Below are 17,047 nucleotides of genomic sequence, written 5' to 3' on the forward strand. Positions count from 1 at the left end.
TCCCTCAATTTTATTAGTGTTAAGGTCATAATTTAAAATATTTTTATGGTAATTTCCTCAAATTGTTTAATGAGATTGTTTTTTCAATTGTTTGATAAAATATGAAGGGTATAATCCTGTTATTTTACGAAATGCCAAAGAAAAAGACTCCCCATTGTTATACCCCATCCGCTCTGCAATTCCCTCTATAGTATATATTTGTAGTTCTTTGTTATTCTGCAGTTCCTGGATAGCATGATTTATACGAAGCTCATTGAGGTAAGCTGCAAAGTTTTTATTCTTATAAGAATTTATCACTTTTGACAAATAACTTGAATTGGTTTTTAGTTTTTTTGCCAAATCTTTCATAACAAGATTCTTATCCAAGAATTCTTTTTTTTCTTCGAAATTATCTAATCCCAGTAAAATACTTTTTACAATTTCTGGTGGTATTTTGGTAGCTTTCTTGGAGTTAGTCTCTAGCTGTTCAACTGTTAAATTATTTTTTTGATTATTTATTAGTTCTTCAAATCGTTTTTTATAAGTTCTGTTTCTCTTATAAAGAAATACTCCTGCTACTAATAGTATTATGGTTAATAAAAGAACACTGTATAAAATTAATTGAGTTTTTAGTCGTTTATTCTTTTCTATCAAGGTTAGTTGTTTCTCACGAGCTAAATTAAATTCCCCTTCAATAGCATTGATTTTATTGTTTAAAGTATTCTTAGATATAATACTAGAAACCTTATAGGTTTCATTTAAATAATGAAATGCACTTTTATAATCATTAAGTTTTTCATAGTTTTTAGAAATGTATTCTAAATTATCTCTTTTTATGCTTAGTGATTTGTTTTTTATAAAAAGATTCGATTCTTGTGCACTTTTAATTGCTTTTATATGCTCATTTTTAATATAATAAATGTTACTTAAATTACTTAGAGAAACGGCAATTCCAAATGAGTTATTAATGTTTTTGTTTATTTCTAATGCCCTGTTGGCATAGGTTTCAGCAATTTCAATGTCCCCAGTAGTCATTTTTATTCTACTCAGGTTGTCATAAATTCTTGAGAACAAATGATTATTTTTTGAAGTTTGTGGAAATAGAAGCGCCTTGTTATAATAAAATAAGGTACTATCTAAATTGTTTTCGTAATATTCAGGCGTATTAATATATTCTACTCTGTAAAAGCATCGACCTATTTTTAAACAACTAAAAATGATATCAAGAGTGTCGTTTCTTTTTTCGGCATTTGAAAGTGCTTTTTTGTGATATATGATAGACTTCTTATAATTTTTGGATGTTTTAAATACCTGCCCAATGAAGTTATTGTATTTATAGGTAAGACGAGAAGTATCTGTAGTTTGCACCTTTTCTAAATTGACCAATAATTGATCAATACTTTCTATATTATGATCGGCATAATACTGTATTTCGGAAATTCGTAAATCAATGGCTAATCTGTTTTCAAAACTCAATTCATCAATATCTTCTTGCAATTCTTCAATTAATAATTTCGCTGTTTTATAGTCTCGTTGATCTATTTTATTATCAATTTCATTTAAAAGTTCATATAACACATCATTTTGTATCATATTTTGTCCAAATAAGAGAATGTTGAAAAAAAAATTCAACAAAAAGATGATTAGATATTTTTTAGTTAGAAAAGTGATATTAATTTTCATATAAAATGTTAACTAAATATTTTAAAATGACATTACTAGTTTAACGTAAAATATTTGATTTTCTTTCAAAAAATCAATCCTCTTTTACAAACCTATTTAATCTATAACTTTTTATTTGTTAATCTATTAAATTAGTCCGGATTTTATAAATATCGACTCGATTTTCATAAATCCCGATTACTTTTACTTGTTATTCTCCCCTCTTGTCATCTAAATTTGACTTATTTAATTGAGGTTCTGTCTCTAGTAATCTTTTATGAATGGGGTTAGGCAATCATTTCATAGTTAATTTACTAGAACAGAATACCTCATAAATTATAGGGAATCTAAAATGAGATTTGAAAATTATAATAGGGATGAGTATGTAAAACTTTTAAGGGTAATGCAAAACTTTGAGGGCATGAACAAGATTGATGTTTTTGATCTTCTACATAGAATAGAAATGATGCTATCGAATACTATAAGTCCAATAACAAATGAAAGTATAGTAAAGATAATTAATGAGGAAGCGATTAGTAATGCAGATATATCTCTATTTCAATTTACTATACTACCCAATGGTAATTTTTGTGAGTTTGAAGGTGCTAACGATTGGATTCATATCTATAAAGAAACAAAGAGAGGATTTAGCAAATGGAACCCTATCACTACCTATTATTTCAAATCGAAATACGCACCTTTAGAACTTTTAAAATTGAGTAAAGCAAACTTATTAGAGAATGTACAAAACACACCCCACGAATTAGAAGTAGCTACTTTTTTAACAGCTTATAACATTTCAAAGAGGAATTCACAAGGAAATTTATTGCTATTGGGATTATAATATAGAGCAGTACGAAAACTAACAACTTTAAAAATCAGCACTATGAACACATAAATACAAATAAGGAAAATAACTAAAACCACACATCGTCTATGGAACCTATGGATATTTTTTATCAGATCCTACACGAAGATCTGAATCCATTGACCAGCCAATCAACTCAAAACTTAAAACTCCAATACTCTAAAAAACCACTTAACAATGAAATAATAAAAAGAGAAAACACTAATCAATATACATATTATGATAGTCTCTTATCGGATACATTAAAAAAAGTAAAGAGGGATATACATAATAAGGTCTTTCAAAGTATTAATGATCCTGCCAGTATTGCTTCCATTATACAAAATCACCAGATATTGATTCTTAATTACGGTAAGATCATCGAACAAAATTATCTTCCTGATGATAAAAATGAGAAGTATCAGATTTCAGAAGAAAAGTCTGTTACAGATATCTTCAAGTTGACTTATCAAACATTGGATTCAATTTTAAATTACCTGGAGGTATCTTTTTATAAGTACTTGGAACCATCACTAGAGATACCTTATCAAAGAAGGTTATGGTATGTGCATCAAAAAAAAGAACGGTGTCGACTTTTGATAGCAATGCTTAACGCTTTAGATATCCCCATACAATTGAAGGAAATTATTTGCGATCCTCTTTACAAGATCATTGACAACAATTTATCCGGATTTACCTATGAGGAAAAAGAGTATTATGATGTCTATATAAAGGTATTATTTAAGTTAGTTTCTAAAGATTCCATAGTCGTTGAAGAAGTATATGCTGTATTGATGAGTTTAGAGTTCAACACCTTTAAAATATTCTTTTACCTAAGAGATGAGTACATATCAAAACGGATAAAAAGGACTTATGGAGCACAAAAAAAAATAGGTGTACTACATCAGTTTTTAAAGGATATAAAAACGACTACAGTTACCAGTGCTACTAAATATAATCCTAATCTTCCTTCTTTAAAAGAACAATTATTGATTTGGATTGGAGAAGAAATTAATGCACTGCAAAGAACAATGGAAAGCTCATCGATTGAATTGGTCAAAGAAAAGGAAGAAACATATAAACAAAACACAAAAAAGGTTCTAAAACTATCAGTATCGGAAATCTCACTGATCACCAGATTGCTATACGAGCAAGGAATGCTGGAAGGATCTAAAAAAAAGTTTTTTGAGTTTTTATCCAATACTTTTAAAACCCATAAAACCAAAGTCATTTCTCCAGAAAGTTTAAGCAATCGATATTATTCCATCCCGGAAAGCACCAAAACATCTGTTAGAAAAATGTTGAGAAGCATGCTTCTAAAGCTAGATACTATCCAAAGTGAAACCTAATTAAGAGTATTTACTTCTTCCTAAAATCTAAATTTAACCACAATTTTTGTCAAAAAGATGAAAATTAGGGGTTGTAAAAGGGTTTATTTTTTTAGCTGATTTTAAGGGATTAGTGCTGTATTTAGTCTTTCTTTTTTACAAATTTCACCTATACCTTATTTTTAAAAAACTGAAAAACAAATACTTAAAATAAAACATTGGGGTTGTAAACCCTTTTACCACTGTTTTGGTATGATTCTATTGTTTCTCTTTACACCCAGATAAATGAGAAATTAAAAAATAATGGAATCAAACGGATCAAAACGGAATATATCACTTCAGATAGAATTACCATTCGGAGAGAAAATTCTGAAAAAGCATCTCAGTCTATTCAGTGACAAAATAGATAGTGATTCCTTATATATTTCTAGACAAGAATTTCTCAGGCTATTAGAAATTAATGTAAACAAATAATGATATGGAGGTAATCGTATTAGAATCGGAAGCATTTCAGCATCTACAAAAAGAAATGATGCAATTGGTAAGAACGACAATTCGGGAAGCAAAAGAAGAAGCAATGGCCAATATGGATCCAGCTAATGACTGGCTATCCACGGAAGAGGCTAAACAACTTCTAGGGATCAAAAGCAAAACCAAATTACAAGAATTACGCGACTATGATGAAATTGTATTTTCCAAAGCTGGCAAAGTTATCAAGTATTCTAAAAAAAGTATCCTGGCATATTTAGAACGCTATATCCCAAAACGTTAAAGACTTACCTATGCTTACACTCGAAGAACAATTGCTTTTCATAGAACAGCAACGTACAGACTCGATAAAAACAATACAAAGTTTGCAAGAACAATTTGGAGATCGATATCGACACATATTCACAGAGAAAATCAATCATACAATTTTCTGTTGTGACTCCATACTATCTTCTTTAAAAGAATTACAATCCCTAAAGAATAAAACCTATGGAAAGTAATTGCAATACCAGCGTTTACTATGATTTTAGCAAAGTGTTTACAGCCACTAAGACCTTTATTGACAACCACAATAAAAATCATCATCAACTTACAGAACGACTCAATGCGAATCATAGAGCTACTGCTGAGTTAATAACTCGATTGTACGCTAAACAATTAAATCAGGCAATCACATTGGGAGAAGATATGACGGAAGAACTACCAGGATTTAAAACCTTTAATCCTAGTTTAGCATCTTGTAAAGGTTGTACAGTTAGAACCATTATCAATCATAAAGAACGGTTAAAAGCTGCTGGTTTTATAACCAATGAAATACACAGAGGAAAATCAGGGATAGAATTATGGATCAATCCAACCATTTTTAAAGCGAAAAAGATATCAACAGCTCCAAATAATATTCAATCTGATATTCAAATAATAAAAGAGGTCTATGACCTTGAAGTGAAAAATTTACACCCATTAGTTCATGAACAACAAGAACTAAAAAATAATAATAGCACTGTGGATAAGTTGATAACCGAAAAAGAAGGAGTTCGCTTATCAGCTCACAAGCCATCGGATAACTTCGTTACAGGAACATCACAAGAACAACACAAGAACATCAGGGAAAGCCGAAATTCTACTTCTAAAAAGCAAAAAAAGATGGTAACATCTACAAATGCAAAGACGGTAGATTCGGCTTTTTTATTACAACTGGTGCGCGATTTTTGGAACTATGCCAAAATCCTACTTTATCCGGATATCAAACTAAGTCAACCAGAAGAAACTGAAATTCTCAATTATATCTGGGCATCAGTCTATAGAAAATTTAAAATAATTGGAAGTAAAAAGGATTGGGAAAGCTATCAGGAAATTCTCTATAAACGAATTGATATGGTTGCTAGATGGCTAGAACGAAACCCCAATCGCTGGGTTCCACCACCACATTTATACTTTAATCCTGAAAATAAGCGCAACGGATTTAACAAAACCTATGAGTGGTTTCTAAAACAAGAATTGCTGAAAAAAGAAATTAGAAACCAGATCTTAATTCAAAAAACAGAATCCGAATGGAAAGATCATAAAAAAGGCATTGGCAAACACAAACACAAAACCCGTTTACAGCTTTTTCGAATTCAACAACAACGCTTGTCCCAGTACAAAGATGACCGTTTACTTCAATTGTATGAGAAAAGTCTACACAAAATTGTAAACATGTAAACTATGATTCATCCCAATCCAGAAAATGCATTGAGTAAATGCATTGTATACTTTACTGATGGTAATTCCAGAACATTTTATTCATTTGACAAAAAACATAAAAAATCAAAACCTAACCAGGCATTAGGTATCCGTAGACTAGAGAAAATGCTGTTACAACATTTTAAAGGCACCTGGGAAACGGCTATTATTTATGAGAATAAAATTGATGGTAAAGAGTTGGCTAAGTTTAAGAATGGAGTGAGAACATTATAATACTATAACACATATAAGTAAAACAAATAATTTGTAAATTAGACACATAGAAACCCCTAAACACATATTAACAAATGTGTTATGGGGTTTTTGTTTTTATATATAACGGAAACAGAGAAATAAAAAATATGAAAAAATCTAAAGTCCTTAAGTACATTGGTCTAATTGGCAGTTTAGCTTCTATCATTGGACTCTTAGTTTATTTTCTTCCTTTAACAAAACCAGAAGATAAGATTAATCAGTTAACAGTTCTAGTTCATGGAGAAAAAGGAAAAGATGATTTAATTTTAACCAATAGAGGTAAAGTCAAATTAATTTATGGAGATGCGAATGTAGAAGAAGTAATTAACAGTAAAGGTGAAGCAACATTCAAACAGATACCTGAAATTTTTTTTCATAAAAAATCAAGAGTTGAGATAATCTTCCTTGACCCTAAAGGAGAACCTTATAAAAGCTTAAATACTGATTCCTTATACAAAATCAATAGAGGAGAGTATGTTTCATTGCCTATTAAACTTTATGGCTTAAATCAAATAAAAGGAATTGTTAAAGATTTCCAGACGGGAAATCCTGTTTCAAATGTACGAATAAGTATTCTTGGGACAGAAACCTATTCAAATAAGTTTGGGGAATATTTATTAAACATTCCTATTGAGCTACAACAAAAATTTCAGACAGTGAGAGCATATAAAAAAGGATATAATCTTTTTGAGCTTAATGATGTGCCAATTCAGACTAACATAGAATTTCCTATCTCCTTAAAACCTAAAAAAACAAAATTTTGAAAAATTTATATTTAGTTATTGTTTTTATAGTAATATCCAATTCGCTTTTTACTCAAGAGATTCATCTAAAAGGAGTGATTTCTATGCATAATAGTAAATATAAAACAGGTAAGATTGAGTACGTGGATGATGTTTATATCACCGCACCGTTTACTAAACCTGCAAGTTCTGACATTAAAGGTAAGTTTACCTTAAAATTTGTGGGAATTGATAAGGAAACAATTGTAAAAATCAATGCCGAAAAAGTAAATTTAGAAGTAGTAAATAGTTATGGTTTACAAAATGTGACTATAGGCAGATCAAAGCCATTAAAAATATATTTAGAAACGAGTGGAAATTTAGCTATCGCTCAAACAGAAATGTATAATATCAGTAAGAAAGCTCTTTTTGCTGAAAGAGATAAAATAATAACAGATTTAAAAGGAGAAAAGAAAAAAAGTGAAGAAGCTATTAAAAAATTACAAAGGAAGCTTGGAGTTTCGATAAATGATCGTTTTGAAGCTGAGAAATTGTTAAATAAAAATATCGAGGAACTGCAAAAAAAAATACCAGAGATTGCTCAAGATTTAGCAAAAACAAATTTAGATTTTGCTTCTGAAGATTATTTAAAAGCATACAAATATTTTCAGGCAGGCAAAATAGAAAAAGTTATAAAAATAATGTCAAAGGATAAGTTAGATCGCTCCTATATAGAAGCAAAAAAAAATATTCTTGAAGGAAGAAAAATAAAAACCATTGGTACAAATATAGAAGAAATTGGATTTTCACAAATGGAACAAACTATTGACGGTTATGAAATAAAAGCTCAATCACAGATATTAAAATTTGAATATGATTCTGTGATTTCCTCTTATCACAAAATCATAGAAATTATCGAGGAAAATCTGGTAGATAACTATAAACTTGAAATATGGTATGAAAAATTAGCTAATTCATATTATTTAAATGGGAAGAACTCTAAAGCTCTAAAATATCAGGAAAAAGCTATTGAAATTTTAAAAACAAATTCATCTTCCAAATCTTTTTCTTTAGCACAATCTTATTGTTATTTGGGAAGAATATATAGCAGTCTGGAAAACTTTAAAGAGGCATTAAAATATTATAACCTCTCTATTAATGGTATGAAAAATGTTTCACAATTAACCAGTGATGAGTTGACTCTTTATTATATTAACATTGGGAATATTGGAAATATTTATAACTATCAGAAAAATTATAAAAAGGCTATTGAATATCAAACGCAATTTGTGGAGTATTTAGAGAGTACCTTACCTTCCAATCATCCAGATTTAGGAGCAGCTTATAATAATATTGCTAATACTTATAAAAAAAAGGGAGAATACGAAAAAGCTATTGAATATCAGATGAAGGACCTTAATATTTTAAAGAAAGAAATGGGCATTAATCATCCAGATACAGCTTCGTCCTACTCTAACCTTTCTAGTATTTATTATTCAATGGGGAATTACACAAAATCAATAATCTATCTGGAAAAAGCAATTAATATAGGAATACAGGTTTTTGATACATATCATCCTGATTTAGCTTTCTACTATAATAATATTGCATTTATTTATAAAAATTTGGGATTTTATAAAGTATCGTTAGATAACAATAAAAAAGCTATTGAAATACTAGAAAAAACATTAAATCCTTTACATCCCAAATTAGCAGCAGCTTACAAAAATGCAACTTATATCTACAGCAAATTAAATCAATATGAGAATGCATTAATATATCAACAAAAAAATATTAATATCATTAAAAATACCTTAACCCCTATACACTTAGTTGAAGACTACTATAATTTGGCGTTTTTATATAATAAGACTGAAAATTATGATGGCGCTATATCTTTACTTCGAAAAACAGATTCTATTATTGAAAAGGATCTTTTAGGAACTCATGTTTATAAAAAAGAAACTATTAATCTTTTATTAAAGGTTTATTATAATAGAGGGCTGTTCTTTTTTAATAATAAGAACTATAAAAAAGCTCTAAATGATTTTAATACTATAAGTAATAATACCAAAAATATTGACGTATGGAACTATATTGGTTTGTGTTATTACAATTTATCTAACTATGAAAAATCTATAGAAGCTTATTTAAAAGCAGTTCAAGTATCTCCAAAAATCAAAGAAAAACATTTTTATAACAATATAGGGATGGCTTATTGTAGAAAAAAGCAATATAAAGAAGCTAAAGAGTCATTTATCAGCTATGAAAAACTATTCCCAACTAATGGAAGATCCTATAGGAATTGGGCAATGTTTTATGCTATGCAAAATGATAAGGAAAAAGCACTCATAAACCTAAAAAAAGCAATTGATTTGGGATATAATGATTTGAATTGGATACAAACAGATAAAAGTATGGATGAATTAAAAAACATTGAAGAATTTCATATGATCTTAAATGATTTGAAAAAATAAATCACTCCTCCACCCCAAACTCCTTAAAAATCATCCGTACTTCATAAGGATATAATAGCTGTCTCCTACCCGTATCCAATCCTTTAATTTCTTTCAACCGTAATCTTAAGGTTTCCCGACTAATTCCAAAACGGCTTGCTAATTCAGCTTTACTCCAAAACCTATAGATCATTTTTATTTGTATTTTAGTTCAAAAAGGTGTTTTTAAGATTAAAGTACCAGACACTTCCATGAGATCTTCAAAAAGCGCTGACACAACACCAAATTACCATAATTACCAATAGTTTCCATAACCAAAACAGGCTTACACAACCCTATTTGCAACCCACTTAAACAAGCTATTTCTTTGACAGAAAATAAATGGTATGTTAAAGTGGATTGCCGGAGGATTGGCTGCTTTATTTTCAATTAGATATTTATCTCGTTTACAAAAAGCGAGTACCAATATCACTTCCAGGATTCGAGTACGGATTCATAAAGTGAACCTTATGGGTATTGAGTTAAAAGCGATGGTGCAGTTGCAAAACCCTAATCCGGTAGCCTTACGTTTACAACATCCTTTTGTCAAGATTTTACATAAGAACAAACTTCTGGGAAGCTCTACAGTAGAAAATACCGTAATAGAGATTCCAGAAAACAGCCAGAAAGATTTTGACCTACATATTCAATCTGCAGGGTGGTTAACATTGATTCAAATATTGGGGGCCAAAGTAGCCAGTGATATCCGTTCAGGAAATCCTATACAACTGAATTTACAAACGCAAATTATCACTCGTGTCAACGGATTGCCTTATGAACAAACTGATAATATTATTCTACAACTCTAATGAAAGCAAATGGTAAACGACATATTCACACTACTAAGAGCTTTGATCATCTGATTCCTCAGAGTGTTCAAAAGGATACAGTTGTTGTAGGTTCTGGTAAAGCAAAATTAGAAGACACCCTACAATTAATGCAACTTGTAGTACGAGAGACTCTGCAAGATACTCAGAAGCTGGCAGTCAAACTAAAAGGTCACAACTTACTAGACACTTGTAACAACATATGGAATTTCCTGTACCAGCATATCCAGTACAAAATAGATAAAACCGGAGTTGAACAAGTGCGTAGACCTTCACGTACCTGGGCAGATCGTATGACTGGCGTGGATTGCGATTGTTATACTGTTTTTATTGGAAGTATTCTTACCAACCTTGGGATTCCATTTAAAATGAGAATCACTAAATACGGTGGGAAACATCATTTTCAACATGTATACCCAATCGTTCCAACTCCGAATGGACATATTACCATCGATTGTGTAGCCGATCAGTTCAACTATGAAGTTCCTTACTCTGAAAAGCAAGACATAGAAGCCATAGGCTCTTTTAGTATTCATGGTTTAGGAACATTAAGTGGTGTAGACATAGTAGATATCAGTTTGGATGCACTCGAACAACCGAGTATGCCTTTAAGAAAAATTGTCAACCATAAAAGAATACTACATAACTGTCCTGTTCCTATTCAAGAAACAAAACAATTTGCTCAAAATAAGAAAGGGCAAGTGTTGTCTCCTTTTCGGTTAGATAATGGAAAGCAAATCAAAACGATATCACCAAAAAAAGATTTTAACCTGTTGAATTTTCTGATCCTTTCAGGAATATCAGTAGCGGCAGGGATTGGAGTTTTAAAACTCCTCGCTCGTAACACAAAAAACAAAACTGGCAGTGCCAGAAACAAAACTCGCAATGCGAGCAACAAGAAACAAAATAGGAATATAAAAAGGTCGCTGACCTGATAATAAGAATAGTATGGAATTACACCGATTAGACGGCTTCGATGCCACTGGATTAGATGCTTTGGATATCACAGATATCCAGAATACGAGTGAGATAATAAATGGCATCAATGATGCCTCCCCTGAGATTGCGTATGAGATATTGGATGATAATGGGAATGTAGTAATGTATGCGGATCTGGATGAGAATATATATGTGATCGACGGCTTGGGAGGTTTCTTTAAAAAGATTGGAAAAGGCTTAAAAAAGTTTGGCAAGAAAGTTATTAAACCAGTAGTCAAAACATTTAACCGCTTTTTAAATCCTGCCACCATCTTACTTAGAAATGGATTTCTATTAGCTATGAAAATCAACATGTTCAAGGTAGCAGAAAAATTACGCTTTGGATATTTGAGTGAAGCCGAGGCTCGAAAACGTGGTGGTGATATGCGCAAATTCTCAAAGATGCGTAAAGCCATTGCCAAAGCAGAGAAAATCTATGATATGGCAGGTGGGAAAGTTAAAAACCTGAAAAAGGCTATTCTTAAAGGGAAAGGAAATAAGGATAAGCAAGTACCACTTAGTGGCTATGCTCTTGGAAACCCATTTGATGATGAAGAACCTGATGTTTTTAATGATCCTTTCGAAAAATTTGTAGTAGAGTCTGATCCTGACGTAGTAGAAGCATTTTTGAATAATGAGATTCAGATAGAAGGATTAGGAGCCGTAGCGACTAGTGCGTCTATCGCTGCAGCAACCAGTGCGGTGGCAGGAGTTGCCGCTTTAGTAGGAAAGATTGGGAATATTTTCACTAAAGGAAAAGAGGTAAAAGAACAAGCAGAAAGTTTATTTAAAAAACCAAAGCAATTACCTCCTGTCAAATTTGGAGATCCAAGACAGCAACAATTTCCTGTACATAATTTTACGCCTTCTTTTCCAGGACGTCCTGTAAACCCTCAGATAATAACACAAAATAAGGCATTACCCCAAAACCCGAATACAAACACTGCTGTAAAGGAAAGCTTTTTCAAAAAACACAAAACTCCTTTGCTTATTGGAGCAGGATTATTAGTAGTAGGAACAGGTGTCGCTATTGCCATACGATCCGGAAAGAAAAAGACTAACAGAACAATATCTGGTGTTCCTAGAAAAAGAACCCGAAATACAAAACGAAAAACCGTTCAAAGAGATGCACTAGGAAGATTTACTAAAGGTCGAAAAAAGACAAGTCGAAAGACTTCAGATAAACTAGTTCCCAAAGCATTATTGTAAAGACAGAAAAGTAATAACCAAGAGATTTCCGTATTCACGGAGATAATAAATCTAAGAATTTATAATGAAAACAAAAGCAAATACAAAAGATAGTCTTCTTGAAGTTGGAAAGCATCTAAGCACAGGAGTATTAGGAATGATCGCAGGATCAGCTGTAGGAAGGTATTCCCTCGCATTGGGTGCGCTGACTATATTCGGGGGAGCCTACTACGGAAAAAATTGGATCACTTCTGCAGGAGTGGGAATGGCATTCTCTAACGGATTCGGAACCAAACCACAAACCGCTAATGGAGTTGATGGGATTAAAGATAACCTGGATGAAGCTAAAGATAGAGCAGTTACTTCTCTAAAAGCTATCGGTAAGAAACTATTTCTCGATAAGCTGTCTCCTTCTCTTGCCCAAAAACTCACACTTGGAAATATTGAAGATCGCCCATTAGTTTTTATGGGATCTGAAGTTGTAGATACAGGAGATTTTGACACTAGTGAAGTCGATGAGATTATCCGAAAAATCGAAAATGGGGAACAATTACCAACTATCGACATTCAACAAGATTTCGCCAATGGATTTGACGGAGATATAAATGGAATCGATACGATGCAGTTAAGCGGGGCTGAAGACATCTCCGAACTCAATGCAGTAGCATAAAGCCCCCTAACCCCCATAGGGGGAACTTAATACTCTTTACTTAATACTTAATACTGAAAATAATGAATACAATGAAAAAAAGTTCAAGATCACAGTTCTTAGAAATTGTGAATGCCCATATCTCACTTAGAGATCAGGCTAAAAAATATGATCCTGCTATGGTGAATGTAGCTACAGGAATCAAAGAAGGAAGATTGCAACTAGCTGATACCGCATATTATGCCATCAAGTTTGCAGGAAACAAAGCCAACATCGATATGTTCGAAACTCAAGATGCCAAGGAGATTGGGATTACCAATGTTACTCAGGCAAAGCTTCAGAAAGATCGTCTTTTCCTTTGTAACAGGATTATTCTGTTAGCAGCAGAAATTGAAGGGGATCTTCCAGGAAGTGATTCTGAACTTAAAAGAGTGATCAAACAGACAAATTTTGATAGTATCAAAAAAGTTGGTGGTTTACAGAATGGTGTCTTCTCGTTAATTGCTAATAAGAAGATTATTATCGATGAACGTCCGATGCAGGAATTTGCTACCGATGGAAATACGATGCTGAATCTGGGCACCTACTTTTTAGAAAGTCCACGCTTTATTCGTGATGATGAAGAATTCGAATTCAATATCGAACTTGGTGATGATGCTCCGGAGAAAGCATTGATTAAAGTGGTACTTGCAGGAACGGCTACCGTCCCAGCCTAGTCGGAGGCCGACTGCCAAAAATTAAATGATGGATATTAAATACTGTACCTATGAATGTTGAAGAAAAAGAAAACACAAAAGAAACAAGGGTCGTTTTCTCTTTTAAAGTAGAAAAACAGAACGGATTGATTACCGTAGATAACTTTGAACTTCCCAAACATACCAAACAGGTGAAAGGAATTCAACTGATATCAGATTATCCGGATCGCTTGTATTATAGAGGAAAACAACGTATTGAAATTGGTGGTGAGGAACTATTTCCGGATGGATTTGAGAGTAAGATACTGATGTCTTCCTTAAGTGTAGCTCCAAGAGAACGCTTTTTTGAATTAGGAGATGTATTACCAGGAGATCTTTCGGTAAAGGTAAGGTTTGAGGATAAAGATCATAGTAATGCCACCTTCGAGCGTGGTTACACTGTAACCCTTGTCATCCTAATCCAAGAGACCACATAGCGGTCGTTCAAAATGCTTAAAGGATGTTTAATAACTAATCGTTATGAAATGTATAATCAAAGGAGGAAACAATAAAAGTGGCAATGCCACAGTTATAGTGCGGAGGAAGTTTGTCCCTATAAAATTTACAATCCAAAGGGAAAACCAATTTTTGAACGCAGGGGCAAAACTTCCATTCACTACTGCAAAAGTCAATGCGCTTTTAGTTACTTCTAAACTAGAAAATAAATGTAGCGATTTACCTATCACTCCCAAGTATTATTTTGGAATTACAGATTCCAAAATGGAAGATGAACGTTTTCTTCAACTGAATGATGGTATTGAATATAATGACACCTATCCACCCGATATTTATGTAGAGCAGCAAACCGAAGGATGGTGGTATTTTGCGCATCCAGCTACCGATAGATTTCCATTGTATCAGGGAGATGGGTTTTTAGAACCATTGGAGGATTATAAAGAACTAAGTCTTCAATTCGCAGGACAATGTAATCCGGATCTTTTCTTTTTATGGAGTGGGGTTCATACAGGAACTACTTTTATAACCTTTGAAGAATACACCTAATCTAAACTTTATGATATGCTATTAGGAACACTATCATTATTTCAGAAACGAGGGATTTTCTATAAAGAACAACAGTTACGTTCAGAAGACACTTTCTCACAAGTTATTGAGAAGGAATTGAGTCCAGATATTCAATTGGACTTGCTGGATGTACCAAAGAACCAACAATTATTGGCTGTAGATGAATCTGGGAATACCGATTATATCAAAGCATTTTATCAGGATGACGGACAAGCGGAATATCCATATGAAATCACCATATGGTTATTAATCGAAGAGCTGCCAAAGGCAGCTCTCTAAGAGACTTTTAAATAATATAATAACCAATATCTCCATAAGAGTGAGCTAACAAATCACGCTATGCGTGCGCCAGAGTGAGATAATAAAACACACAATGTGTGATGAGGGAGGAATTTGCACTGCAATATGCAGAGAGAAGAGCTAAAGAGCGAGGGTTTGATCAGTACAGAATTGTTTATCGTGAGTTTATGATTCCACCGAATGGGATGCTGAAGTTCCAGGCTAATAATGAAATATGGTTTGTGACCTATATCGCTTGGGGATTGATTGTAAAATCAGACTATGGACGCTATGACAATTGGTATACACAAGGAATTGTGGAGAATGTTCACGAACATGCGGATCGTATTGAAATCATCAATACCCGAAAGTACCAACGAACTATTCGCTTTCTGCAGGTGATATTAAAGACAAAAGATAATGGAAGCAAGGAATAGAAAACCCGGATCAGTACGATTAAATGAAGAGCAATATGCAGAAATGGATCGGTTAGGATTTTCAAGTGAAAGCGCCTATGTAAAATATAAAATGGAGCAAGGTCAGTCTAGACTAGATACGCTAAAAATTCCTACTACTAAATCAAATGTAAAAATGCTTCCTGCTTCCCATCAAAAACTATCAGGAACTCCTGCAGTTGAAGATCAGCTGACTATCCAGCGGCTTTCGATGGAGAATCGAAAGCTTCAGGAGAAACTGGAGGAAATTTCAAAAAGCAATGAAGAAGCCTTAAACGGAGTACACCATAAAGTACATCATATGCTTCAGGAGGAACTCCAAAAAAGAGACTTCGAAAGCCTTAAGAAATCCTATGCGCAAAGTGAAAGCCAGATAAGAAAATTAGAAGAAGAACTAGATAAGTCTAAAAAGGAAACAGATGCCAAGCAAGAAGAAATCGAAGACTTGGTCAAGAAATTAGGATTTGTAGAGTTAGGAAAAGCCCTCCTTCCTGGTGCCATCTCTGGATTAGCCAAACAATATCCGAATCAGATGAAAGGAATTGCAGGAACACTAGGCAGATTGGGTATCAGTGATACACCTGAGAATATCGAAAACGGGGATGACAAAGAATATTTACTCCAAATTTTAGAACATCTTAGTGAGGTATTTACCGAAGAACAGTTTGAACAGGTTCTCCAACTGATGCTACAGTTAGGAGATCAGATAAAAGATGACGGAGGACTCATCCAGAAAATAGCCTACTATCTCAATCAATTAAAAGAGAAAAAGTCACAGAGTGACAAAGTATAAAGTAAAAAATATGAAAACACCGATCACAATAAACATAGCGGTAAAAGATAAAACAGAAGCACATCAGGTACGAAAAGCTTTTGAAACGATGAACAGAAATTTTGGTGCTAAGGGCATTATAAAAATGGAACATATGTTTTTGAATGACGCCTTTATCCGAAATCTGGTAAAAATGAAGATAAAGAAAGGATAATCCATGGCAATTCCAGCAGCACTCGCAATGCGAACCATAAAAAGTAAACCAAAAGTTAGTATTGATAAAACTACAACCTCTGTCTTACTGGCAACAGGATTAGGAGCTGCTGCCTTTTTTGGGATTCGTGCATTGGTGCGAAAATTCAAAAGGGATATTCGCGAAGGACAAGCTTTGACTGAAGGAAACCCTGCCAACTTTGCCATTCGATTGGTGATGGCATTTGAAAATGATAATGCTTTTGGATGGGGAACAGATGAAGAATCCTTATTCAGAACCTTAGAGCAAATCCCAACTGCCAGTATGATGCGAAAAGTACAACGTGCTTATAGAGATTTGGAAGGCAGAAATCTGGCAGCTGACTTGCAAAACGAACTTACCACAGAGGAATTCGCCATTGCGAATGAAATCATTAAATCAAAAAGATAA

The 17,047-nt window shown here is 32.9% G+C and carries 23 protein-coding genes; 21 read left to right on the forward strand and 2 right to left on the reverse strand.

What is annotated here, in order from left to right:
• Positions 1 to 66: 66 nt before the first annotated feature.
• Positions 67 to 1,572 (reverse strand): AraC family transcriptional regulator, encoded by a 1,506-nt coding sequence (locus Q0975_RS01440; RefSeq protein ID WP_299432039.1) that lies wholly within the window; start codon positions 1,570 to 1,572, stop codon positions 67 to 69.
• A gap of 490 nt (positions 1,573 to 2,062) precedes the next feature.
• Between Q0975_RS01440 and Q0975_RS01445 the strand changes: the two genes are divergently transcribed.
• From Q0975_RS01445 to Q0975_RS01485, 9 genes are all read left to right on the forward strand, one after another.
• Positions 2,063 to 2,485: a hypothetical protein gene (locus tag Q0975_RS01445; protein WP_299432042.1), complete on the forward strand. Its 423-nt coding sequence runs from the start codon at positions 2,063 to 2,065 to the stop codon at positions 2,483 to 2,485.
• 92 nt (positions 2,486 to 2,577) lie between these two features.
• Positions 2,578 to 3,837 (forward strand): hypothetical protein, encoded by a 1,260-nt coding sequence (locus tag Q0975_RS01450; RefSeq protein WP_299432045.1) that lies wholly within the window; start codon positions 2,578 to 2,580, stop codon positions 3,835 to 3,837.
• A gap of 282 nt (positions 3,838 to 4,119) precedes the next feature.
• Entirely contained in the window at positions 4,120 to 4,290 is a 171-nt protein-coding gene (locus tag Q0975_RS01455) for a hypothetical protein (protein WP_299432048.1), read from the forward strand.
• A gap of 4 nt (positions 4,291 to 4,294) precedes the next feature.
• Positions 4,295 to 4,588 (forward strand): helix-turn-helix domain-containing protein, encoded by a 294-nt coding sequence (locus Q0975_RS01460; RefSeq protein WP_299432051.1) that lies wholly within the window; start codon positions 4,295 to 4,297, stop codon positions 4,586 to 4,588.
• A gap of 10 nt (positions 4,589 to 4,598) precedes the next feature.
• Positions 4,599 to 4,805: a hypothetical protein gene (locus Q0975_RS01465; RefSeq protein WP_299432054.1), complete on the forward strand. Its 207-nt coding sequence runs from the start codon at positions 4,599 to 4,601 to the stop codon at positions 4,803 to 4,805.
• Positions 4,795 to 6,006 carry a hypothetical protein gene (locus Q0975_RS01470; RefSeq protein WP_299432057.1) on the forward strand — a complete coding sequence of 404 codons (1,212 nt, stop codon included), beginning with the start codon at positions 4,795 to 4,797 and terminating at the stop codon, positions 6,004 to 6,006. The genes Q0975_RS01465 and Q0975_RS01470 overlap by 11 nt, the downstream gene beginning before the upstream one ends.
• Positions 6,007 to 6,009: 3 nt before the next feature.
• Positions 6,010 to 6,261 (forward strand): hypothetical protein, encoded by a 252-nt coding sequence (locus Q0975_RS01475; protein WP_299432059.1) that lies wholly within the window; start codon positions 6,010 to 6,012, stop codon positions 6,259 to 6,261.
• 128 nt (positions 6,262 to 6,389) lie between these two features.
• The gene (locus tag Q0975_RS01480) at positions 6,390 to 7,046 is read left to right on the forward strand and encodes a hypothetical protein (protein ID WP_299432062.1); all 657 of its coding nucleotides are present in this window, start codon (positions 6,390 to 6,392) and stop codon (positions 7,044 to 7,046) included.
• Complete coding sequence (locus tag Q0975_RS01485) at positions 7,043 to 9,481, forward strand: tetratricopeptide repeat protein (protein ID WP_299432064.1); 2,439 nt, start codon at positions 7,043 to 7,045, stop codon at positions 9,479 to 9,481. Before Q0975_RS01480 ends, Q0975_RS01485 begins: the two co-directional genes overlap by 4 nt.
• Before the next feature lies 1 nt (position 9,482).
• Here the strand turns inward: Q0975_RS01485 and Q0975_RS01490 are convergent, their stop codons facing one another.
• On the reverse strand, positions 9,483 to 9,653 hold the full coding sequence (locus tag Q0975_RS01490) for a hypothetical protein (RefSeq protein WP_299432067.1): 171 nt from the start codon (positions 9,651 to 9,653) through the stop codon (positions 9,483 to 9,485).
• 193 nt (positions 9,654 to 9,846) lie between these two features.
• Here Q0975_RS01490 and Q0975_RS01495 point away from each other — a divergent pair, with 193 nt between their 5' ends.
• The 12 genes from Q0975_RS01495 (at position 9,847) to Q0975_RS01550 (ending at position 17,047) form a co-directional block, all read left to right on the forward strand.
• Positions 9,847 to 10,308, forward strand: a complete 462-nt coding sequence (locus Q0975_RS01495; RefSeq protein WP_299432069.1) for a hypothetical protein — start codon at positions 9,847 to 9,849, stop codon at positions 10,306 to 10,308.
• Positions 10,308 to 11,261, forward strand: coding sequence for a hypothetical protein (locus tag Q0975_RS01500; RefSeq protein WP_299432072.1), 954 nt, complete (start codon positions 10,308 to 10,310; stop codon positions 11,259 to 11,261). Before Q0975_RS01495 ends, Q0975_RS01500 begins: the two co-directional genes overlap by 1 nt.
• 13 nt (positions 11,262 to 11,274) lie before the next feature.
• A complete protein-coding gene (locus Q0975_RS01505) occupies positions 11,275 to 12,513 on the forward strand; it encodes a hypothetical protein (protein ID WP_299432075.1) in 1,239 nt (412 codons plus the stop codon).
• A 64-nt stretch (positions 12,514 to 12,577) separates the two neighbouring features.
• Entirely contained in the window at positions 12,578 to 13,162 is a 585-nt protein-coding gene (locus Q0975_RS01510) for a hypothetical protein (protein ID WP_299432078.1), read from the forward strand.
• A gap of 71 nt (positions 13,163 to 13,233) precedes the next feature.
• Entirely contained in the window at positions 13,234 to 13,857 is a 624-nt protein-coding gene (locus tag Q0975_RS01515; protein WP_234424215.1) for a hypothetical protein, read from the forward strand.
• Positions 13,858 to 13,907: 50 nt separating this feature from the next.
• Positions 13,908 to 14,312, forward strand: coding sequence for a hypothetical protein (locus Q0975_RS01520; protein ID WP_299432081.1), 405 nt, complete (start codon positions 13,908 to 13,910; stop codon positions 14,310 to 14,312).
• Positions 14,313 to 14,355: 43 nt separating this feature from the next.
• Entirely contained in the window at positions 14,356 to 14,877 is a 522-nt protein-coding gene (locus Q0975_RS01525) for a hypothetical protein (RefSeq protein WP_299432084.1), read from the forward strand.
• Positions 14,878 to 14,892: 15 nt separating this feature from the next.
• The gene (locus Q0975_RS01530) at positions 14,893 to 15,177 is read left to right on the forward strand and encodes a hypothetical protein (RefSeq protein WP_299432087.1); all 285 of its coding nucleotides are present in this window, start codon (positions 14,893 to 14,895) and stop codon (positions 15,175 to 15,177) included.
• 101 nt (positions 15,178 to 15,278) lie between these two features.
• A complete protein-coding gene (locus Q0975_RS01535; protein WP_299432090.1) occupies positions 15,279 to 15,614 on the forward strand; it encodes a hypothetical protein in 336 nt (111 codons plus the stop codon).
• On the forward strand, positions 15,598 to 16,425 hold the full coding sequence (locus tag Q0975_RS01540; RefSeq protein WP_299432093.1) for a hypothetical protein: 828 nt from the start codon (positions 15,598 to 15,600) through the stop codon (positions 16,423 to 16,425). Before Q0975_RS01535 ends, Q0975_RS01540 begins: the two co-directional genes overlap by 17 nt.
• Before the next feature lie 10 nt (positions 16,426 to 16,435).
• Positions 16,436 to 16,618, forward strand: a complete 183-nt coding sequence (locus Q0975_RS01545) for a hypothetical protein (RefSeq protein WP_299432096.1) — start codon at positions 16,436 to 16,438, stop codon at positions 16,616 to 16,618.
• Between the two features lie 3 nt (positions 16,619 to 16,621).
• Positions 16,622 to 17,047, forward strand: a complete 426-nt coding sequence (locus Q0975_RS01550; RefSeq protein WP_299432099.1) for a hypothetical protein — start codon at positions 16,622 to 16,624, stop codon at positions 17,045 to 17,047.

It is taken from the genome of uncultured Aquimarina sp. (assembly GCF_947500065.1).
Lineage (GTDB): Bacteria > Bacteroidota > Bacteroidia > Flavobacteriales > Flavobacteriaceae > Aquimarina.